The sequence below is a fragment of the Solirhodobacter olei genome (assembly GCF_004010155.1).
In the GTDB taxonomy this organism is placed as follows: domain Bacteria; phylum Pseudomonadota; class Alphaproteobacteria; order Rhodobacterales; family Rhodobacteraceae; genus Solirhodobacter; species Solirhodobacter olei.
In genome coordinates this window covers 66,575-84,922 of the sequence record NZ_RRYH01000017.1, presented here as the reverse complement: position 1 = coordinate 84,922, position 18,348 = coordinate 66,575, and the positions used below count along the sequence as shown (strand labels likewise).

Below are 18,348 nucleotides of genomic sequence, written 5' to 3'. Positions count from 1 at the left end.
CTTCAGACCTTCAGGGCCTGGGCCGGGGCCATCACCTTGAGGCCGAGCGCCTTGCCGACCGCGTCGTAGGTCAGGTGCCCGGCATGGGTGTTGAGCCCGGCGAGGAGATGCGGATCCTCCTCGCAGGCCTTGCGCCAGCCCTTGTCGGCGAGCGCCAGCATGAAGGGCATGGTGGCATTGCCGAGCGCGATGGTGGAGGTGCGGGCCACCGCGCCGGGCATGTTGGCCACGCAGTAATGCATGATGCCGTCGACCTCGTAGATCGGGTCCTGGTGCGTGGTGGCGCGCGAGGTCTCGAAGCAGCCGCCCTGGTCGATGGCGACGTCGACAATCGCGGCGCCCGGCTTCATCGTCTTCAGCTGCGCACGGGTGACCAGCTTCGGCGCGGCGGCGCCGGGGATCAGCACGGCGCCGATCACCATGTCGGCCGCGGCGACGAGTTCCGCCGTGTTGCCGGCGCTGGCGTAGGACGTCTTGAAATCACGCCCGAAAACGTCGTCGAGATAGCGCAGGCGGGGCAGCGAGCGGTCGAGCACGGTAACATCCGCGCCCATCCCCGCGGCGACCCGGGCGGCATGGGTGCCGACGACGCCGCCGCCGATCACCACCACTTTCGCCGGGCCGACGCCGGGCACGCCGCCCATCAGCACGCCGCGGCCGCCATTGGCCTTCTGGAGCGTCCAGGCGCCCACCTGCGGGGCGAGCTTGCCGGCCACCTCGGACATCGGGGCCAGAAGCGGCAGGCCGCCGATGCGGTCTGTCACCGTCTCATAGGCGATCGCGGTGACGCCGGAGGCCAGCAGATCCTTCGTCTGCTCCGGGTCGGGCGCGAGGTGGAGATAGGTGAAGAGAAGCTGCCCCTCGCGCAGGCGCTTACGCTCAACTGCCTGAGGTTCCTTGACTTTCACCACCATCTCGGCGGCCGCGAAGACCTCCTCGGCACTGGAGGCGATCTTTGCACCGGCGGCGGTGTAGTCGGCATCGGAGAAGCCAGCGCCGACGCCGGCCCCGGTTTCGATGAGGACCTCGTGGCCATGGGCCACTGCCTCGTGCGCGGCGTGGGGCGTCAGCCCGACACGGAATTCCTGCGGTTTGATCTCTTTCGGGCAACCGATTTTCATGGCCCATCCTCCCATTTCAAAACTGCCCTCAAATTAGGCAACCCGGGGCGCAATTGCTTTGAATTCAGGGGTGGTGCGGCAGGGGTTTTGCGGTAGAGTCTGCGAATAACTGCCACAATCTTCGAAGAAACCTGCGCCATCATGGATATCGACGCGACAGACCGCCGCATCCTGACCGTCTTGCAGAAGACGGGCCGGATGACCAATGCCGAGCTGTCCGAGCGCGTGAACCTTTCACCCTCGGCCTGCCACCGCCGGGTCCAGCGGCTGGAGGCGGAGGGCTATATCCGCGATTACGTCGCGCTGCTGGACGCACGCAAGCTGGGCCGGCCTACGACCGTCTTCGTAGAAATTACCCTTTCCGGTCAAGCGGATGAAGTGCTCGACGCCTTCGAGCGCGAGGTCAAGCGCATCCCCGACGTGCTGGAATGCCACCTGATGGCGGGCACGGCGGATTACCTCTTGAAGATCGTCGCCGAGGATACCGAGGATTTCGCCCGCATCCACCGCCAGCACCTGTCCCGGCTGCCGGGGGTGGCGCAGATGCATTCCTCCTTCGCGCTGAGAACGGTGTTCCGGACGACGGCGATCCCGGTCTGAGCCGGGGCGTTGCGCGGGTCGCAGCGGGGCACCTTACGGTGGATACCGTAAAGGCACCGCTTTCGCACCGACATGCCACCGTAAATGACCGCCCCCGGCGGCCCGGCCGCCCGGCCTTGCGGGCAGGCCCGCCCCGGGCCATGTTGCGGCGCGAAACCGACAGGAGGGCGACCGTGGAAGCGCGTATCAAATGGGTCGAGGGACGGACCTTCGTGGGCAGCTCGGGGTCCGGGCATTCGATCGTGCTCGGCTCGCGCAACGGCGACGATCCGGCAACGCCCGGCCCCTCGCCGATGGAGCTTCTGCTGATCGGCACCGGCGGTTGTTCGTCGATCGACGTGGTGATGATTCTCGAACGCGGGCGCGAGCCGATCGAGGATTGCGAATGCATCGTCACCGCCGAGCGGGCGGAGACAGATCCGAAGGTCTTCACCAGGATCCACATGCATTTCATCGTGAAGGGCCGCGGCCTTGCCCCCGCGAAGGTGGAGAGGGCGGTTCAGCTTTCGGCGGAGAAATACTGTTCAGCCTCGATCATGATGAGCAAGGCGGCCGAGGTCACGCATGACTTCGAGGTGATCGACACCTCTGCCTGAAGCGGCGCGCGGGCATGGGCCGGAAGGCCCGTGACGCGGCCTTCGGGCAACGAAAAACCCCCGCAGGCTGGGCCCCGGGGGTCGTCCGTCTGGCGGTTTCCCGCCAAGCATCGCTCGTCGTTTAGAGAGCGCCTTCGCGCTGCGCCTTCTTGCGGGCCAGTTTGCGCGCACGGCGGATTGCTTCCGCCTGCTCGCGGGCACGCTTGACGGACGGCTTCTCGAAATGCTGCCGGAGCTTCATTTCACGGAAGACGCCTTCGCGCTGGAGCTTCTTCTTCAGGGCCCGGAGGGCCTGATCGACGTTGTTGTCGCGAACGCTTACCTGCATGTGGTTGTCACCACCTTCCTAAGTTAGAGTTGCACAAGATGTGCAGGCCGCGGGCGTATAGCAAGATCGGCCGGGTTTGTCTACCGCCCGGTCCGGGGCTAGATAGAGCCAGAACCAAGGAGGCGGCATGAGCGATCAACCGGAAGCGATGCGGGCGGCGGTGCTGGAGGCGGCGCTGGCCCATGTGCCATTCGACGGCTGGAGCGAGGCGACGCTGAACGCCGCGATGGCCGATACGGGCGCGGCGCCAGGGCTGGCCCGGGCGCTTTTCCCGCGGGGCGGAATCGACCTTGCCGTGGCCTATCACAAGGCCGGCGATGACGCGATGCTGGCGCGTCTGGAGAAGGCGGACCTCTCTGCCCTGCGCTTCCGAGACCGGATCGCCAGCGCCGTGCGCTTCCGGCTGGAGGCGGCGGACCGCGAGGCGGTGCGGCGCGGATCGGCGCTTTTTGCGCTGCCGCAGCACGGGCCCGAGGGCGCGCGGCTGATCTGGTGTACGGCGGATGCGATCTGGCGGGCGCTGGGCGACCGCTCCGACGACATCAACTGGTATTCGAAGCGGGCGACGCTGTCCGGGGTCTATGGCGCCACGGTCCTTTACTGGCTGGGCGACGACAGCCCGGGGGCGGAGGCGACCTGGGCCTTTCTCGACCGGCGGGTCGAGGATGTGATGCGGATCGAAAATGCGAAGGCCAAGGTGCGGGAGAGCAAGGTGCTGTCGCGGATCTTCGCCGGCCCGATGTGGCTGGCGGGCAAGGTGAAGGCCCCGCAGGAGCTGCCCGAGGGGCTGCCCGGGATCGTGCATCGCGGGGTGGGCCAATGAGCCTGCCGCAGGTGATGAAGGCGGTCGAGATCTCGGCCCCCGGCGGGCCGGAGGTGCTGCGGCTCTGCGAGCGGCCGGTGCCCGAGGCGGGCGCGGGGCGGATCGTGATCGAGGTGGCCTTTGCCGGCGTCAACCGGCCCGACGCGCTGCAGCGGGCGGGCAATTACGCGCCGCCGCCCGGCGCCTCGGACCTGCCGGGGCTGGAAGTGGCGGGCCGGGTCGCCGCCGTGGGCCCGGACGTGGCGCGCTGGAAGATCGGCGACGAGGTCTGTGCGCTGGTCCCGGGCGGGGGCTATGCGGAATATGTCTCGACCGCCGCCGGGCATGCGTTGCCGGTGCCGCCGGGGCTGTCGCTCAAGCAGGCGGCCTGCCTGCCGGAGACCTATTTCACCGTCTGGACCAATGTCTTCATGCGCGGGAAGCTGCGGGCGGGGGAACGGTTCCTGGTCCATGGCGGTTCGTCGGGCATCGGGACGACGGCGATCCAGCTTGCCGCGGCACGCGGCGCCCGGGTCTTCACCACCGCCGGGTCCGAGGAGAAATGCGCCGCATGCCGCGCGCTCGGCGCCGAGCGGGCGATGAATTACCACGAGGAGGATTTCGTCGAGGTGCTGAAGGCCGAGGGCGGCGCGGATCTGATCCTCGACATGGTCGGCGGCTCCTATATCCCGCGCAACATCAGGGCGCTGGCGGATGACGGGCGGCTCGTTTTCATCGCCTTCCTGCAGGGCCCGAAGGCGGAGGTGAACTTTGCCGAGATCATGATGCGGCGGCTGACCGTCACCGGATCGACCCTGCGGCCGCAGTCCGACCTTGCCAAGACGCGGATCGCCGAGGGGCTGGAGGCGGAGGTCTGGCCGCTGATCGCCGCGGGCCGGGTCGGGCCGGTGATCGATTCGGAGCACCCGCTGGCAGAGGCGGCCGAGGCGCACTGGCGGCTGGAAAGCGCGGCGCATATCGGCAAGGTGGTGCTGAAGGTCCGGTAGGCAGGCGCGCCCCGCGGCGCGCGTTCCGGGGCCGGCGGGATCAAGCCGGGATTGATCCAGCGCATGGACGCAGGGCCGCCGGCTTCCCATATCTGCATGGTACAGATTGATCCGAGGAGGCGACCATGACCGAGACCGTGGAGAGATCCCTGACCATCCTGACCGGCTTTCCCGCCGACGTGCTGGCGGTCGAGGCGCGGGGCCATGTCGGGCGCTCCGATTACGAGGAGGTGCTGATCCCCGCCGTGCGCGATCGCGTGAAGGCCGAGGGGCGGCTTAAGATGCTCTACAAGATCGGCCCGGGATTCGAGGGTTTCTCGGCCGGGGCCGCCTGGGACGACGCCAAGCTCGGCTTCCTTCACATGGGCGATTTCGCCCGGATCGCGGTGGTTGCCGATATCGACTGGATCCGCATGGGGGTGAAGCTGATGGCGCCCCTGATGGCCTGCCCGGTGCATGTCTTCCACCTGGCCGAGATCGAGGCGGCGAAGGACTGGATCAGCTCGAACGAGGGGCCGGGGCATGGCGGGCCCGAGGTCGACGTGCAGCGCAAGCTGCCGCTGGGCGAGGACATGATGCCGCCGCAGCCCTGAGCGGTCGGCCGATTTCCTCTTTTCTCCCGGGGCGAGGCGGATTATAGAACCGCCTACTCCCGAAAACGTGGACCCGCGGCAGTGCCGCAGCCGTTTTCCCGGCCCGGGAGAGATTTGCAAAGGAGTGCTTCGAGATGAACAAGCCCCTCATGCCGAAGGCGACCGCTGTCTGGCTGGTCGACAACACCACGCTGAGCTTCACGCAGATCGCCGAGTTCTGCGGGCTGCACGAGCTTGAGGTGCAGGGCATCGCGGATGGCGACGTCGCCACCGGCGTCAAGGGCTTCGATCCGATCGCCAACAACCAGCTCGAGCAGATCGAGATCGACCGCGGCGAGAAGGATCCGGGCTACCGGCTGAAGCTGAAGTTCAACGCCGCCGCCGTGGGCGAGGAAAAGCGCCGCGGCCCGCGCTATACGCCGCTTTCCAAGCGGCAGGACCGGCCGGCGGCGATCCTCTGGCTCGTCAAGTTCCATCCCGAGCTTTCGGACGGGCAGGTCGGCAAGCTGGTCGGCACCACCAAGCCGACGATCCAGTCGATCCGTGAGCGCACCCACTGGAACATCGCCAATATCCAGCCGATCGATCCGGTCGCGCTTGGCCTCTGCCGGCAGTCGGAGCTGGACGCCGCCGTCCAGCAGGCGGCGCGGAAGAAGGCCGCCGAAGGCACGGTCATGTCGGATGACGAGCGCCGCAAGCTCGTCTCCACCGAGCAGTCGCTGGGCATGTCGGCGGACCCGAAGATCCCCTCGGCCATCGCCGGACTGGAGAATTTCTCGCTCTCCGAATCGGAGAAGGAGGAAAGCCCGGCGGACTATTCCGACGCCGACAGCTTCTTCAACCTGCCGCATGGCGACGATGAGGACGAGGACGAGGACAACGGGCGCTGAGCCGCGCCGCGCGTCCCGTTCCAGGACATTCCGAAAGGCCCCGGGCACTGCGCCCCGGGGTCTTTTTCGTTTCGGCGCACGGGTTTGATCTGTGACAAGGGGCGCGCGCGCCCTTCGGGCTAGGCTGCAGTGATCGCACCAGCACGGGAGGGCCCGATCATGAAGGTCCTGATACTCTTCGCCACGGTCGAGGGGCAGACCGGCAAGATCGCCCGTTTCGCCGAGGGCGAAGTAAGCGCGGCGGGCCATGAGCCGGTCCTTGTCGATGCCGCCGATGCGGGCGTGCCGCTTTCCTTCGACGGGGTCTCTGCCGTGATCCTGGCCGCGCCGGTGCATGAGCGCCGCCACCCGGAGCGGTTCGAGACGATCCTGGCCACCCATCGGGCCGAGCTGGCGGCGAGCCGGACGCTTCTGCTTTCCGTCAGCCTCAGCGCAGCCTTCCCGGAGGGGCGGGAGGAGGCCGAGGACTATGTCACCGAGCTTTCCATGCGCACCGGTTTTCGGCCCGGAGCGGTGATGCTGGTGCCCGGCGCGGTGCGGATGGATCGCTACGACTATTACGCCACGCAGGTGCTGCGCCATGTCGTGCTGCGCGGGCATGCCTATGACCCGAACGTCGAGAGCCACGAGTTCACCGACTGGGCGGCCCTCGGGGCGAAGATCGGCGCCTTCCTGAAGGGCTGAGGCCTTCAGCCCGGGCCGGCGGCGAGGCGGCGGAGGATGGCGAGTGCGTCCTCGGCCCGGTCCTCGGGCACGAAGAGGTGGTCGTGGTAGAAGGCCGCGACCGGGTTCACGCCGATCCCCTCGGCGGCCAGCGCCGTGGTGATGCGGGCGAGAAAACCCACCGCCTCCAGTGCGGAATGGACGTTCAGCGTGATCATGCGGGAGGGGAAACCGCAGGCGATGCCCGCGGCCTCGGCATCCTGGCGCAGGAGGATGACGGTCATGCCCTCGGCCTCGCGGAAAGTCATCCGCGGGGTGATGGTGGGGGGGAGGGCGCCCGCGCCGAGCGTTGCGAAGGCATAGGTGCCGGGGTGGAGGATGGGCTCCATCCCCGCGAGCAGCCGGTCGAGGTCTGTCTCTCCGCTCATTCGGGTCTCTCTCCTTGCGTTTTGGACGAGCCTAGCCGGTTTCGCGGGGCTGCGTGCGAAGATTTGCGCGAGGCGGCGGATCCCGGCGCCGGCCCGTGCCTTCCGTCTTTTCCTTGGCCCAAATACTCCCTTTCGGCCCGAAACAGCGGGCGAAGCCCGCCGGGCCGTCCGCCCCCAAGGGCGGGCGCTGGCCCTCCTTGACGCGCAGGGTGCGCATTCATTGCGCGGCTTGGCTCTAGAACGCCTTGCGGGCGCGGAGCGCGGCGCTGATCGTGCCGTCGTCGAGATAGTCGAGCTCGCCCCCGATCGGAACGCCCTGGGCGAGGCTCGTCACCGTGACGCCGGTGCCGGCCAGTGCCTCGGCGATGTAATGCGCGGTGGTCTGGCCGTCGACTGTGGCGTTGAGCGCCAGGATCACCTCGCGCACGCCCTCATCGGCCACGCGGGCGACGAGCTTGGGGATGCGCAGCTCCTCCGGCCCCACGGCGTCGAGCGCGGAGAGCGTGCCGCCGAGGACATGGTAGCGGCCCCGGAAGGTTCCCGAGCGTTCCATCGCCCAGAGGTCGGCCACGTCCTCGACCACGCAGATCTCGCCCGTCGCGCGCTTCTCGGCGGTGCAGATCGGGCAGAGGTCGGTGGTGGTGATGTTCCCGCAGTTGACGCATTCGCGGGCCGAGCGGGCGACCTGGGCCATGGTCTCTGCCAGGGGCGCCATGAGGACGCCGCGCTTCTTGATCAGGTGCAGCGCCGCACGGCGGGCCGAGCGGGGGCCGAGGCCCGGCAGGCGGGCCATCATCTCGATCAGGGCTTCGATCTCGGCAGGGGCGTCGGTCATCTGGACCTTGGGCTCATCAAAAGGGGCAAGGGACGGCGGCGGCTCAGAACGGCAGCTTCATGTCGGGGGGCAGGCCCATCTCCTCGGCCATCTTGCGCATCTCCTGGCTGTAGCGGGCGCTGGCGCGGCTCTGGGTGTCCTTGATCGCGGCGAGGATCAGGTCCTCCACCACTTCCTTTTCCGAGGCGACGAAGATCGAGGGGTCGATCTCCAGCCCCACGAGGTCGCCCTTCGCGGTGGCGCGCGCCTTCACGAGGCCGCCGCCGGATTCGCCCTCCACCGTGATCCGCTCCATGTCGGACTGGAGCGATTCCATCTTGGCCTGCATGTCCTGCGCGGCCTTCATCATCTTGGCCATGTCGCCAAGGCCGCCAAGTCCCTTCAGCATGTCGTTCCTTTCAACTGTCTTCGAACGGGTCCCATTCGTCCTCGACCTCGGGCAGCGCCTCCTGGGCGGCTTCCTGGGCCAGGACTTCAGGGGATTTCACCTGGGTCACCTGCGCCTCGGGGAAGGCCTGCAGGACCGCCTGGACGATGGGGTTGGCCTTGGCTTCCTCCTTCGCCTCCAGCTCCGCCCTGTCGCGCAGCTCCGCGATGGTCGGCGCGCCGCCGGAGGAGACGACCGAGACGCCCCAGCGCGTGCCGGTCCAGACCTGCAGCCGCGAGGCGAGGCGGGCGGCGAGGTCGCGCGCGGCGCCCGGGGCCGGTTCGAACTCGATCCGGCCGGGGGCGTAATGGACGAGGCGGAGGCCGGTCTCGATCTCGATCAGCAGCGCCACCTCGCGGTTGGCGCGAATGAGCTCCACCACGCTTTCGAACCGGGGAAAGCGGGCGAGCGCGCTTTCGGGTGCCTGGGCAAGTGCGGTGGCGGCGCCATGGGCCGTCGGCGCGTGGGGGGGCTGGCGGGCCATGGAGCCCGTGGCCAGACCGCCCGGGCCGGGGCCGCCGCCCGCGGGCGCAACGCCGCCCCCGCCCCCGCCCGGGGCGGGCGGCGGCTGGGATTGCAGGCGGCGCACCAGTTCCTCGGGCGCGGGAAGCTCGGCCACATGGGTCAGGCGGATCACGGCCATCTCGGCCGCCATCATCGCGTTCGGGGCCTGGGCGACCTCCTCCAGCGCTTTCAGCAGCATCTGCCACATCCGCGTCAGCACCCGCATCGAGAGCCTCTGCGCCAGGGCGAGGCCGCGGGCGCGCTCGTCGGGCGAGACAGTCGGGTCTTCCGAGGCCTCGGGCGTGATCTTGATGACGGAGACCCAATGCGTGATCTCGGCCAGGTCGCGCAGCACCGCCATCGGGTCGGCGCCATCGGCATATTGGGTCGAAAGCTCGTTGAGCGCGCCGGCGGCGTCGCCCTTCAGGATCAGCTCGAACAGGTCAAGCGTGCGGCCACGGTCGGCGAGGCCGAGCATGGCGCGGACCTCATCCGCTGTCGTCTCTCCCGCACCGTGGGAGATGGCCTGATCCATCAGCGACATGGCATCGCGGGCGGAGCCTTCGGCGGCGCGGGTGATCAGCGCAAGCGCGTCGTCGGCGATCGAGGCGCCTTCCTTCGCGGCGATCTTCGCCAGGTGGGCGATCATCACCTCGGGCTCGATGCGGCGCAGGTCGAAGCGTTGGCAGCGCGACAGCACCGTCACAGGGACCTTGCGGATCTCGGTGGTGGCGAAGAGGAACTTCACATGCGCCGGCGGTTCCTCCAGCGTCTTGAGGAGCGCGTTGAACGCGCTCGTCGAGAGCATGTGGACCTCGTCGATGATGTAGATCTTGTAGCGCGCGGAGCTGGCCCGGTAATGCACCGAATCGATGATCTCGCGGATGTCGTTCACGCCGGTGCGCGAGGCGGCGTCCATCTCCATCACGTCGACATGGCGCCCTTCCGAGATCGCCCGGCAGGGTTCGCACTGGCCGCAGGGCTCGGTCGTCGGGCCGCCGGTGCCATCCGGGCCGATGCAGTTCAGCCCCTTCGCGACAATCCGCGCGGTCGTCGTCTTGCCGGTGCCGCGGATGCCGGTGAGGATGAAGGCATGGGCGATGCGATCGGCTGCGAAGGCGTTCTTCAGCGTCCGCACCATCGCCTCCTGCCCGATCAGGTCGGCGAAGGTTTCGGGGCGGTATTTCCGGGCGAGCACCTGGTAGGCGACGGTCTCGTTCTCGCTCATCGGGCCTCTCGGGATTCGGGGTCGGGCGCCAGAGTAGGGCGCGGCTTGCCCGGCGTCCAGCAGCGCCCTAGGCTCGGTCGGCGGAGGTGGCGATGAGCGGGTTCGAGATTGCCGAAGTGGCGCTGGGGGCGGGCTGGCTCGGGATCTGCCCGATGCCGGGAAAGACGGGCAACTATCCTGGCGATCTGCAGGCGCTGATCGCCTGGGCGCCGGACCTGGTGCTGACGCTCGCGGGCGATGCGGAACTGGCGGCCGGGGGTGCTGCGCACCTCGCGCGGGATCTTTCGGCCGAGGGGATCGCCTGGCGGCACATGCCGATCACCGATTTCGGCGTCCCGTCGGAGTCCGAAGGCGCGCTGTGGCCGATGCTGGCGGAGGAGGTGCAGGGCTGGCTGGAACGTGGCGGCCGGGTCGTGGTGCATTGCCGGGGCGGCTGCGGGCGCTCGGGGATGATCGCGCTGCGGCTGATGGTCGAGGCAGGCGAGGCGCCGGAGGCGGCGCTGGCGCGGCTGCGGGCCGCGCGGCCCTGCGCGGTGGAGACGGAGGAGCAGCAGGCCTGGGCCACGGAGGGGTTGTGAGGGGGCGGGCGTGTCGGCCAAGTGCCTGAGCGTGCCGGCTGCCACCGATCCGCCGGGGCCGGGCTAGTCCGCCTCAGAACATCCAGATCAGCGCGCTGACCGCTGCCGTCGCGAGCAGGAACAGCGGCGTCAGGCGGGTGAAGCGGGTGGCGGCGGGCAGCGTCTCGCTGTCTTCCAGCATGCGGACCAGCCGGTTGGCGTGGCCATGCGCAAAGAGAAAGACGATGAGCGCGACGAGGAGGAAGCTGGACGCGGCCAGCTTTTCGGCCAGCCCGTCGGGCCCGGTACGCAGGATCGCGTGCGTGCCGATCGCCACCGCCAGCGCGCCGAGGCCGACACGCAGCCAGCCGGTGTACGTGCGCTCGACCGCGTAGACGGTCTGCTCCTCGATCCAGCGGGCCTGCATCTCGGCGAGTTGGAGCTTGCGGCTCTCTGGGTCGGTCTCTGGCAGGGGGCTGTCCATGCCGCGACCATAGGGCGCTGCGGGGCCGGGGGGAAGCCGGGCCGGGCGCACGGGATCGCGAGAGGGCGCGGGCCGCAAGGGATAGGGGAAGAGGGTGAGAGGCTGGACAACGACCCAAGCGGGGCTCGTTACGGCTGCTTCCTTCCGGACCTGACCGGGTTGGCGAGGCGCTCGCCCGCGCCAACCTCTCGCGGATCGATATAGTCGGGGGCGGGGCGCGATGCAACCCGGGCCGGAGGGGTCGGCGCGGATCGCGTGGCAAGGGGGCGGGTCCGGGCCATCCCGCCGCGCCCGCGGGCGCTCAGAGCCGGAAGCGGTAGCGGATGAGGCCGCCGGGGGCGGGGCCGATCTCCTCCAGCGCGAGGGTGGCCAACTCGGCGGCATGGCGGCGGGCGCCGGGGCCGGTGTCGAAGGTGACAGAGGTGCCGGGCATGGGTGCGAAGCCCCAGTTTCCGATCGGCGTGGGGTCGATCGTGCCGCGGGCGTGGATGTAGCGCAGCAGCACGTCGCGGTTGGTGTCGGGGCCGGAGAGGACGATCGCCTCGGCCCGCGCGCCGGGGAAATCGCCACCGCCGCCGGCGCGGTAGTTGTTGGTGGCGAGGATGAACTCCGCCTCCGGCGCCACTGGACGGCCGTCAAACGCCAGGTCCAAGACCCGCCTTGCCTCGGGCGCGACGAGGCGGCCGTCGCGGTCGTACCGGGCGGGTCGGGAGAGGTCGATGCGATAGCTCACCCCCTCGATCACGTCGAAATTGTAGCTTGGGAAGGCCGGGTCGACGAGCGGCTGGTCGGCGACGCCCGGCAGGATGAGATTGTAGAGCGCCGCCGCGCGTTCGAGCCATTCGGCAAGCTCGACCCCGGTGATCCGCAGCGCGGTGATCGTGTTGGGGTAGAGGTAGAGGTCGGCCACGTTCTTCAGCGCGATATCTCCGGCCGGAACGTCGGTGTAATAGGCCGGCCCGCCGCGTCCGCCCGCCTTGAACGGCCCTGCGGCGGAGAGGACGGGAAGGCCCGCGTGCTCGGTCTCCTCCAGCATCTCGGTGACATAGGCGGTCTGGGCGGCGGCGACGATCTGGACCGAGGGGCAATCCGTCACCAGCGCGAAATAGCTGTGGAGCGGCGCGGTCAGATGGCCGACGGGGCGGCGGATATAGGCCAGCGTCCCGTCATGCTCTGGCTGGCCCGCGGCCTCTACCGCGGGGGTGCTGGCGACGGTGGGCAGCGGCATGCCGTCCGGCCCGGCGCGGGTGATGGCGCGCAGCCCGCTTTGCGCGGCGGCGACGCGCCAGCCGTCGGGCGTGCGTTCGAGAGCCAGGTCGATCGTGCCGATATGCGAGCCCCAGAAGCCCGCCATGACGGCCGGTGTCCCGTTCAGCGTCCCGGCGGCCGGGTCGCAGCCAGGCTGGCCCTCGAATTCCGCCGAGGGGAAAAGCCGGTGGGTGTGACCGCAGATGATCGCGTCGATCCCCGGCACCGCGCCGAGGGCGGTGGCGGCATTCTCCATCCCCGGCAGGGCCTCCGCCGCGCCGATGCCGCTATGGGCCAGCGCCACGACGATATCGGCGCCAGCCGCGCGGAGTTCGGGGACGCGGGCGCGGGCGGTCTCGACGATGTCCCGTGTGCAGATGCGGCCGTTCAGGATGTGGTGGTCCCATTGCAGGATCTGCGGCGGCACGAAGCCGATCACGCCGATGCGGAGGCTGTGGCTGCGGCCCGCGCCATCGGTGACCTGCCGGGTGAGGATCGCGTGCGGCGGCACCAGCGTCGCGTCTTCGGTCGGGGTCGCGCCGAGGTGGGTCGCCACATTAGCGGAGACGACGGGAAAGGGCGCCTCGCTGAGCGCGTCGGCCAGAAAATCGAGCCCGTAGTTGAACTCGTGATTGCCGAGCGTGCTGGCCTCGATCCCCGCCGCTGCCATGGCGCGCAGGATCGGATGGGGCCGCCCGGGCTTCAGCCCGTGCTCATAGGCCATGTAATCGCCAAGCGGGTTGCCCTGCAGGAAATCGCCGTTGTCGAGGACGAGCGTGTTGGCCGCGCCGGCCCTGGCCTCGGCGATCAGCGTGGCCGCGCGGGCGAGGCCGACCGCGTCGGAGGGCCGGTCCGTGAAGTAGTCATAGGCGAAGACGTGGCAGTGCAGATCGGTCGTGGCGATCAGCCGAAGATGAGCCTGACCGGCGCCTGTGTCGCCGTCGAAGGGCGGGCGGTTCGTCACGGGTCCTCCGCAGTCTCACTCGCGCGCATCGCGACCGGAAAAAACCTGCATTCTGGATGCAACATCTCTCTGCCTCTCGCCCGTGCGGGTCAACCCCAGGGCCGCCGGGCGGGCCGCCGTCGGCATCGGTTGTCCGATGGCGGGGGTCTTGGCGGCCAATGCCCGATACCGGTGGTGGGCGCAACCTGCCAGCCGGTCGCCCCTTTCCCCGGTCGGGGCGGCATGGCAGGAAGGCGGGCGAGAGGGAGAGGGCGATGCGGCAGGCGGAAATGGTGACATTCGGCGGCTCGGGGCTGGACCGCGCCGCGGCGCTGCGCGCCGATGCGGCGGCACAGGCGGCGATGTGGGCCGATCCCGCCGCCCGGGTGCTGCCGGTCTGGCGCGGCAAGGTGCTGGTCGCGGGCGCGGCGCTGGGCTGGGTCGCGCCGGGTCATCCGGCGCTGGCGGAAGCGGGGCCGGCGCTGTTCCTCGGGCAGGGCGGGGACGGACCGGTCTTTGCCGTGGACATCTCCGACTGGGAGCCGGAGGCGGATCAGCCGGCGGTGGCGGGGGGCTTCTTCGACCCGACGCTGCAGGCGCATCCGGCGCTTCCCGACATGGGGTTTGCCGAACTCAGGGGCGTGATGGCGGAGCTTTCGCCGCGCGATGCGGAACTGGCGGCGATGGCCCGCGCGCTGTTTGGCTGGCACCGCAGCCACGGCTTCTGTGCCCGATGCGGCGCGCGGTCCGACTGGTCGGACGCGGGCTGGCGGCGGGAGTGCCCGGCCTGCGGGGCGCAGCATTTCCCGCGCACGGATCCCGTGGTCATCATGCTGATTTTGCGGGGAAACTCCGTGCTGCTTGGCCGCTCGCCCGCCTGGCCCGAGGGGATGTACTCGCTGCTTGCGGGATTCGTGGAGCCGGGCGAGACGATCGAGGCCGCGGTGCGCCGCGAGGTGGCGGAGGAGACCGGCGTGAAGGTCGGCGCGGTGCGCTACCTCGCCAGCCAGCCCTGGCCCTTCCCGGCCTCGCTGATGTTCGGCTGCCAGGGCGAGGCGCTGAGCGAGGAGATCGAGATCGACCCGGTGGAGATCGAGGACGCGATCTGGGTCGGGCGCGAGGAGATGGTGCAGGTGATGGCGGGGCTGCATCCGCGCATCCGGCCCGCCCGGCGCGGGGCGATCGCGCATTTCCTGGTGGCGAACTGGCTGGCCGACCGGCTGGAGTGAGCGTTGGGGGGTGGTGCGCAATGAATGCGCACCCTACGGGCCTCTTGATTAGGAGGGGCAGGGACCTTCCGCGGGTGGGCGCTGGCCCGGCGGGCTGCGCCCGCTGTTTCGGGCCGGAAGAGACGGTCGGGCCGGGGCGAGGCAAAACGTCGCGGGGGGCGCCCCCCGCTCAGTGCCGGCGCGGGTCGGAGGGGTAGACGCCCAGCAGGTTCAGCTCGGTGCAGAAATAGGCCAGCTCCTCGAGCGCGAGCTTCACGTTGCGGTCGTCGGGATGGCCCTCGACATCGGCGTAGAACTGCGTCGCGGTGAAGGTGCCGCCGACCATGTAGCTTTCCAGCTTGGTCATGTTCACGCCATTGGTCGCGAAGCCGCCCATCGCCTTGTAGAGCGCCGCCGGGATGTTGCGGACGCGGAACACGAAAGAGGTGATCATGCCGTGCTGGCCGCGCCGCTTCAGATCCAGTTCCCGGGCCATGATGAGGAAGCGCGTGGTGTTGTTCCCCTCGTCCTCGACATGCCGCGCGAGCACGTTCAGCCCGTAGATCTCCGCGGCCAGTTCCGAGGCCATCGCGGCCTCCTCGGGGTTGCGCAGACTGGCAACTTCGCGTGCCGCGGCGGCGTTGTCGGACCAGTTCAGCGTCTCGAGCCCGTGGTCGCGGATGAAGCCGCGGGCCTGGCCGAGCAGGATCGACATCGCCCGCACCCGCTTCACGTCGGCCAGCTTCGCGCCGGGCACGCCGAGCAGGTTCACATGCACCCGCACGAAGGCCTCGTCGACGATGTGCAGCCCCGATTCCGGCAGCAGGTGATGGACGTCGGCGACGCGGCCGTAGGTGGAGTTCTCGACCGCGATCATCCCGAGGTCGACATCGCCGCGGCGCACCGCCTCGATGGCATCCTCGAAGGTCGGGTAGGGCACCGCTTCCATGTCGGGCCGGGCTTCCCGGCATGCCTGATGAGAATAGGCTCCAGGTTCACCCTGGAACGCGATGCGACCGGCCATCTGCGGCACCCTTTCCGTAAATGCGCCACAAAGGGGCGTTTGGTCGCGGTAACTACACCTTGAAACGGCGAGAGGGAAGCTTGTAGATATTCCGAGGCTTCGCGTCAGGGAGAGGGCGAAACATGTTCGACACGATGACCTGGACCAAGATTGTCGGCGGCTTTTGCGGCGCGCTTCTCGTCTTCCTTCTTGGCAACTGGGCTGGCGAGGTGATCTATGCCGAGCACGACACGGGCGGCAAGCCGGCCTATGCGATCCAGGTTGCCGATGCGGGTGGTTCCAGCGGCACCGCTGCGGCCAAGGCCCCCGATTTCAAGACCGTTCTCGCCTCTGCCGACGTCAAGAAGGGCGAGCGGATCTTCAACAAATGCAAGGCCTGCCACCGGATCGACGGCAAGAACGCCACCGGCCCGCATCTGAACGGCGTGGTCGGCCGGCCGGTCGCGTCGATCTCCGACTTCTCCTATTCGGACGCGCTGAAGAAGAAGGGCGGGGACTGGACGCCTGCGGCGCTGAACGTCTGGCTGAAGAGCCCGAAGGAAGACGTGCCGGGCACCAAGATGGGCTTCGCCGGGCTGCCGAGCGTGCAGGACCGGGCGGACGTGATCGCCTATCTCGCCACGCTCAAGTGACCGCGCGTGAGCGCGCCAAGGCTGGGGGCCGCCCTTGGGGGCGGCCTTTTGGTTTTCGGCGGGCGGCGGGAAGGCGGTGCGGGTCGCGGTGCGCAATGAATGCGCACCCTACGGGCGCAGCCCCGCCCGATGCGCGCTGCGCGTGCACCGCCGGGCAGGGCCCCGGCGCGGTTTCGCCGGCCGGCCTTTCGCACGGGGCGGGATTCACGCAAACTCCACTTGAACCCGCCCGCTCCGCCGCCTTACCGTGACGGATGCGTGACACCCGGATGCCCCAAGGACAGCGCGATGCCGCATGACGACCGCCCTGAGCCCATCCGACAGCGGCCGAGGAGCTGGCAGGACGCGACCCTGGCCATCGTGCTTGCGCTTTTCGCCGGATGTGCCCTGCCGGCCGTGGCACAGGACACCGGGACCACCTCTGCCGCGGCCGCCCCCGCTGGGGATGTGACGACCGCGATCGGCATCTCGCCCTTCGGCACGCTGAAGTACCACGCCGGCTTCGTCCATCTCGACTACGTCAACCCGGACGCGCCGAAGGGGGGCGAGATTTCCGAATGGGCGTTCGGCGGCTTCGACTCGATGAACCCGTTTTCCGAGAAGGGGCGCGCGGCGGCCCTGTCCTCGATCTTCTACGAGACGCTGCTGACCAACACTGCCGACGACGCGCGCGGCCTTTACTGCCTTGTCTGCAAGACGCTGGAATATCCCAAGGACCGGTCCTGGGTGATCTTCAACCTGCGCCATGACGTGACCTTCTCCGACGGCTCGCCGCTGACGGCGGAGGATGTGAAATTCTCCTATGACGTGATGCGCAAGAAGGGCCTCTCCGATTTTCGCGCGATCCTCGCCACGCAGGTCGCGGGCTGCGAGGTGCTGGGGCCCTACCAGGTGAAGTTCACCTTCAAGACGGGCTACCCGACGCGCGACCTGCCCGGCGTGGTGGGCCAGTTGCCGATTTTCTCGGAGGCCTCCTACACGAAGAACCACCGCGATCTCTCGCAATCGAGCCTGAAGCCCTATCTCGGCTCCGGTCCCTACGTGCTGGACAAGATGAGCGTGGGCCAGACCGTGGTCTACAAGCGCAACCCGGACTACTGGGGCCGCAACCTGCCGATCAATGTCGGGCGCTACAACTTCGACAGGATCCGCTTCGAGTATTACGCCGACTACAACTCTGCCTTCGAGGGGTTCAAGGCAGGCAACTACACCTTCCGCAACGAGGCCTCCTCGGTCATCTGGGCGACGGGCTATCACTTCCCGGCGCTGGAAAAGGGCTGGGTGAAGAAGGTGGCGCTGCCGAACGGGGCGCTTTTCCCGGGCCAGACCATGGTCTTCAACCTGCGCCGTCCGCAGTTCCAGGACGAGCGGGTGCGCGAGGCCATCGGAATGATGTTCAACTTCCAATGGACCAACGCCAAGATCTTCTACGGCGTCTACAAGCGGCCCTATTCGTTCTGGACCAACAGCGACCTGGCGGCGACCGGCAAGCCCGGGCCGGGGGAGCTGGCGCTTCTGAAGCCGCTCGCGGCGGAGCTGCCGCCGGGTGTTCTGACCGAGGACGCGGCCATGCCGCCGGTCTCTTCGGCCGACCGCCAGCTCGACCGGCGCATGCTGCGCAAGGCCTCGGCGTTGCTTGACGCGGCGGGCTGGGCCGTGGGCGCCGACGGCAAGCGGCGCAACGCCAAGGGCGAGCTTCTGCACGTCAACTTCCTCAACGACAGCAAGGCCTTCGACCGGATCCTGCTGCCCTTCATCGACAACCTGAAGGCACTGGGGGTCGACGCGCGGCTGGAGGACGTTGACAACGCCCAGGCCACCGACCGCGAGCGGCATTACGATTTCGACGTCGCGACGACCTTCCTGACGACGAGCCTTTCGCCGAATTCGGACCTGCAGCAGACCTTCGGGTCGAAGACCGCCGATATCTCGACCTTCAACCTGATGGGACTGAAGGACAAGGCGGTGGACGCGCTGATCGAGGACGTGCTGACGGCGAAGACCGACGAGGGGATGAAGACGGCCGTCCACGCGCTTGACCGCGTGCTTCGCGCGCTGCATTTCACCATTCCCGAATGGTACAACCCGAACCACCTGATCGCTTATTACGACATGTACGACCATCCGAAGACCCTGCCGCCCTATGCGCTCGGCGCGCTGGATTTCTGGTGGTACGATGCCAAGAAGGCGGCGGCCCTGAATGCCGCGGGCGCCTTCCGTTAGGGACCGA

At 68.9% G+C, this 18,348-nt stretch carries 20 protein-coding genes and 1 other RNA gene; 11 read left to right on the top strand and 10 right to left on the bottom strand.

Translation table 11 applies throughout. The annotated features are described in order from the left end of the window. Positions 1-2: 2 nt before the first annotated feature. Entirely contained in the window at positions 3-1,121 is a 1,119-nt protein-coding gene (ald, locus tag EIP85_RS13155; RefSeq protein WP_127902651.1) for an alanine dehydrogenase, read from the bottom strand. Positions 1,122-1,262: 141 nt separating this feature from the next. Between ald and EIP85_RS13150 the strand changes: the two genes are divergently transcribed. Together EIP85_RS13150 and EIP85_RS13145 are read left to right on the top strand one after the other, a co-directional pair. Further along, positions 1,263-1,721 (top strand): Lrp/AsnC family transcriptional regulator, encoded by a 459-nt coding sequence (locus EIP85_RS13150; protein WP_127902650.1) that lies wholly within the window; start codon positions 1,263-1,265, stop codon positions 1,719-1,721. Between the two features lie 173 nt (positions 1,722-1,894). Next, entirely contained in the window at positions 1,895-2,317 is a 423-nt protein-coding gene (locus tag EIP85_RS13145) for an OsmC family protein (RefSeq protein ID WP_127902649.1), read from the top strand. Positions 2,318-2,438: 121 nt separating this feature from the next. Here EIP85_RS13145 and rpsU read toward each other — a convergent pair whose 3' ends face one another. Further along, on the bottom strand, positions 2,439-2,645 hold the full coding sequence (gene rpsU, locus EIP85_RS13140; protein ID WP_127902648.1) for a 30S ribosomal protein S21: 207 nt from the start codon (positions 2,643-2,645) through the stop codon (positions 2,439-2,441). A gap of 127 nt (positions 2,646-2,772) precedes the next feature. Between rpsU and EIP85_RS13135 the strand changes: the two genes are divergently transcribed. The 5 genes from EIP85_RS13135 (at position 2,773) to EIP85_RS13115 (ending at position 6,621) form a co-directional block, all read left to right on the top strand. Next, a complete protein-coding gene (locus EIP85_RS13135) occupies positions 2,773-3,468 on the top strand; it encodes a COQ9 family protein (protein ID WP_127902647.1) in 696 nt (231 codons plus the stop codon). Further along, on the top strand, positions 3,465-4,454 hold the full coding sequence (locus tag EIP85_RS13130) for an NAD(P)H-quinone oxidoreductase (RefSeq protein WP_127902646.1): 990 nt from the start codon (positions 3,465-3,467) through the stop codon (positions 4,452-4,454). Before EIP85_RS13135 ends, EIP85_RS13130 begins: the two co-directional genes overlap by 4 nt. A gap of 125 nt (positions 4,455-4,579) precedes the next feature. After that, positions 4,580-5,047: a SpoIIAA family protein gene (locus EIP85_RS13125; protein ID WP_127902645.1), complete on the top strand. Its 468-nt coding sequence runs from the start codon at positions 4,580-4,582 to the stop codon at positions 5,045-5,047. A 134-nt stretch (positions 5,048-5,181) separates the two neighbouring features. Continuing rightward, on the top strand, positions 5,182-5,937 hold the full coding sequence (locus EIP85_RS13120; protein ID WP_127902644.1) for a DUF1013 domain-containing protein: 756 nt from the start codon (positions 5,182-5,184) through the stop codon (positions 5,935-5,937). A 159-nt stretch (positions 5,938-6,096) separates the two neighbouring features. Continuing rightward, complete coding sequence (locus EIP85_RS13115) at positions 6,097-6,621, top strand: flavodoxin domain-containing protein (protein WP_127902643.1); 525 nt, start codon at positions 6,097-6,099, stop codon at positions 6,619-6,621. Between the two features lie 5 nt (positions 6,622-6,626). On the opposite strand, the gene EIP85_RS13110 is transcribed toward EIP85_RS13115, so the two are convergent. From EIP85_RS13110 to EIP85_RS13095, 4 genes are all read right to left on the bottom strand, one after another. Beyond that, the gene (locus EIP85_RS13110) at positions 6,627-7,028 is read right to left on the bottom strand and encodes an ACT domain-containing protein (RefSeq protein ID WP_127902642.1); all 402 of its coding nucleotides are present in this window, start codon (positions 7,026-7,028) and stop codon (positions 6,627-6,629) included. A 235-nt stretch (positions 7,029-7,263) separates the two neighbouring features. Further along, positions 7,264-7,863, bottom strand: coding sequence for a recombination mediator RecR (gene recR / locus EIP85_RS13105; RefSeq protein WP_127902641.1), 600 nt, complete (start codon positions 7,861-7,863; stop codon positions 7,264-7,266). A gap of 43 nt (positions 7,864-7,906) precedes the next feature. After that, positions 7,907-8,251 carry a YbaB/EbfC family nucleoid-associated protein gene (locus tag EIP85_RS13100; protein ID WP_127902640.1) on the bottom strand — a complete coding sequence of 115 codons (345 nt, stop codon included), beginning with the start codon at positions 8,249-8,251 and terminating at the stop codon, positions 7,907-7,909. 10 nt (positions 8,252-8,261) lie between these two features. Continuing rightward, the gene (locus EIP85_RS13095) at positions 8,262-10,022 is read right to left on the bottom strand and encodes a DNA polymerase III subunit gamma/tau (RefSeq protein ID WP_127902639.1); all 1,761 of its coding nucleotides are present in this window, start codon (positions 10,020-10,022) and stop codon (positions 8,262-8,264) included. Positions 10,023-10,114: 92 nt separating this feature from the next. On the opposite strand from EIP85_RS13095, the gene EIP85_RS13090 reads away from it, so the two are divergent. After that, positions 10,115-10,600, top strand: coding sequence for a phosphatase domain-containing putative toxin (locus EIP85_RS13090; RefSeq protein ID WP_127902638.1), 486 nt, complete (start codon positions 10,115-10,117; stop codon positions 10,598-10,600). Positions 10,601-10,673: 73 nt separating this feature from the next. Here the strand turns inward: EIP85_RS13090 and EIP85_RS13085 are convergent, their stop codons facing one another. The 3 genes from EIP85_RS13085 to EIP85_RS13075 all read right to left on the bottom strand — a co-directional run bounded on the left by EIP85_RS13085 (position 10,674) and on the right by EIP85_RS13075 (position 13,275). Further along, positions 10,674-11,063: a DUF202 domain-containing protein gene (locus tag EIP85_RS13085; RefSeq protein WP_127902637.1), complete on the bottom strand. Its 390-nt coding sequence runs from the start codon at positions 11,061-11,063 to the stop codon at positions 10,674-10,676. Positions 11,064-11,156: 93 nt separating this feature from the next. Beyond that, an RNA gene (gene ffs, locus EIP85_RS13080) (signal recognition particle sRNA small type) lies at positions 11,157-11,253 on the bottom strand. Between the two features lie 111 nt (positions 11,254-11,364). Beyond that, the gene (locus EIP85_RS13075) at positions 11,365-13,275 is read right to left on the bottom strand and encodes a bifunctional 2',3'-cyclic-nucleotide 2'-phosphodiesterase/3'-nucleotidase (protein WP_127902636.1); all 1,911 of its coding nucleotides are present in this window, start codon (positions 13,273-13,275) and stop codon (positions 11,365-11,367) included. 254 nt (positions 13,276-13,529) lie between these two features. On the opposite strand from EIP85_RS13075, the gene nudC reads away from it, so the two are divergent. Beyond that, the gene (gene nudC, locus EIP85_RS13070) at positions 13,530-14,483 is read left to right on the top strand and encodes an NAD(+) diphosphatase (protein ID WP_127902635.1); all 954 of its coding nucleotides are present in this window, start codon (positions 13,530-13,532) and stop codon (positions 14,481-14,483) included. A gap of 169 nt (positions 14,484-14,652) precedes the next feature. On the opposite strand, the gene EIP85_RS13065 is transcribed toward nudC, so the two are convergent. Beyond that, entirely contained in the window at positions 14,653-15,486 is an 834-nt protein-coding gene (locus tag EIP85_RS13065) for a prephenate dehydratase (protein ID WP_127902634.1), read from the bottom strand. Positions 15,487-15,608: 122 nt separating this feature from the next. On the opposite strand from EIP85_RS13065, the gene EIP85_RS13060 reads away from it, so the two are divergent. After that, positions 15,609-16,118: a c-type cytochrome gene (locus EIP85_RS13060; RefSeq protein WP_127902633.1), complete on the top strand. Its 510-nt coding sequence runs from the start codon at positions 15,609-15,611 to the stop codon at positions 16,116-16,118. Positions 16,119-16,406: 288 nt separating this feature from the next. After that, positions 16,407-18,341 (top strand): extracellular solute-binding protein, encoded by a 1,935-nt coding sequence (locus EIP85_RS13055; RefSeq protein WP_127902632.1) that lies wholly within the window; start codon positions 16,407-16,409, stop codon positions 18,339-18,341. The last annotated feature ends 7 nt before the right edge of the window (positions 18,342-18,348 follow it).

Excerpts from the sequence above, each read along its gene's own strand:
- EIP85_RS13095 (WP_127902639.1), bottom strand. The coding sequence starts at position 10,022 with ATGAGCGAGAACGAGACCGTCGCCTACCAGGTGCTCGCCCGGAAATAC.
- EIP85_RS13100 (WP_127902640.1), bottom strand. The coding sequence starts at position 8,251 with ATGCTGAAGGGACTTGGCGGCCTTGGCGACATGGCCAAGATGATGAAG.
- EIP85_RS13130 (WP_127902646.1), top strand. The coding sequence starts at position 3,465 with ATGAGCCTGCCGCAGGTGATGAAGGCGGTCGAGATCTCGGCCCCCGGC.
- EIP85_RS13090 (WP_127902638.1), top strand. The coding sequence starts at position 10,115 with ATGAGCGGGTTCGAGATTGCCGAAGTGGCGCTGGGGGCGGGCTGGCTC.
- EIP85_RS13085 (WP_127902637.1), bottom strand. The coding sequence starts at position 11,063 with ATGGACAGCCCCCTGCCAGAGACCGACCCAGAGAGCCGCAAGCTCCAA.
- EIP85_RS13060 (WP_127902633.1), top strand. The coding sequence starts at position 15,609 with ATGTTCGACACGATGACCTGGACCAAGATTGTCGGCGGCTTTTGCGGC.
- EIP85_RS13115 (WP_127902643.1), top strand. The coding sequence starts at position 6,097 with ATGAAGGTCCTGATACTCTTCGCCACGGTCGAGGGGCAGACCGGCAAG.
- nudC (WP_127902635.1), top strand. The coding sequence starts at position 13,530 with ATGCGGCAGGCGGAAATGGTGACATTCGGCGGCTCGGGGCTGGACCGC.
- EIP85_RS13065 (WP_127902634.1), bottom strand. The coding sequence starts at position 15,486 with ATGGCCGGTCGCATCGCGTTCCAGGGTGAACCTGGAGCCTATTCTCAT.
- rpsU (WP_127902648.1), bottom strand. The coding sequence starts at position 2,645 with ATGCAGGTAAGCGTTCGCGACAACAACGTCGATCAGGCCCTCCGGGCC.
- EIP85_RS13120 (WP_127902644.1), top strand. The coding sequence starts at position 5,182 with ATGAACAAGCCCCTCATGCCGAAGGCGACCGCTGTCTGGCTGGTCGAC.
- EIP85_RS13055 (WP_127902632.1), top strand. The coding sequence starts at position 16,407 with ATGCCGCATGACGACCGCCCTGAGCCCATCCGACAGCGGCCGAGGAGC.
- EIP85_RS13110 (WP_127902642.1), bottom strand. The coding sequence starts at position 7,028 with ATGAGCGGAGAGACAGACCTCGACCGGCTGCTCGCGGGGATGGAGCCC.
- EIP85_RS13135 (WP_127902647.1), top strand. The coding sequence starts at position 2,773 with ATGAGCGATCAACCGGAAGCGATGCGGGCGGCGGTGCTGGAGGCGGCG.
- ald (WP_127902651.1), bottom strand. The coding sequence starts at position 1,121 with ATGAAAATCGGTTGCCCGAAAGAGATCAAACCGCAGGAATTCCGTGTC.
- EIP85_RS13150 (WP_127902650.1), top strand. The coding sequence starts at position 1,263 with ATGGATATCGACGCGACAGACCGCCGCATCCTGACCGTCTTGCAGAAG.
- EIP85_RS13125 (WP_127902645.1), top strand. The coding sequence starts at position 4,580 with ATGACCGAGACCGTGGAGAGATCCCTGACCATCCTGACCGGCTTTCCC.
- recR (WP_127902641.1), bottom strand. The coding sequence starts at position 7,863 with ATGACCGACGCCCCTGCCGAGATCGAAGCCCTGATCGAGATGATGGCC.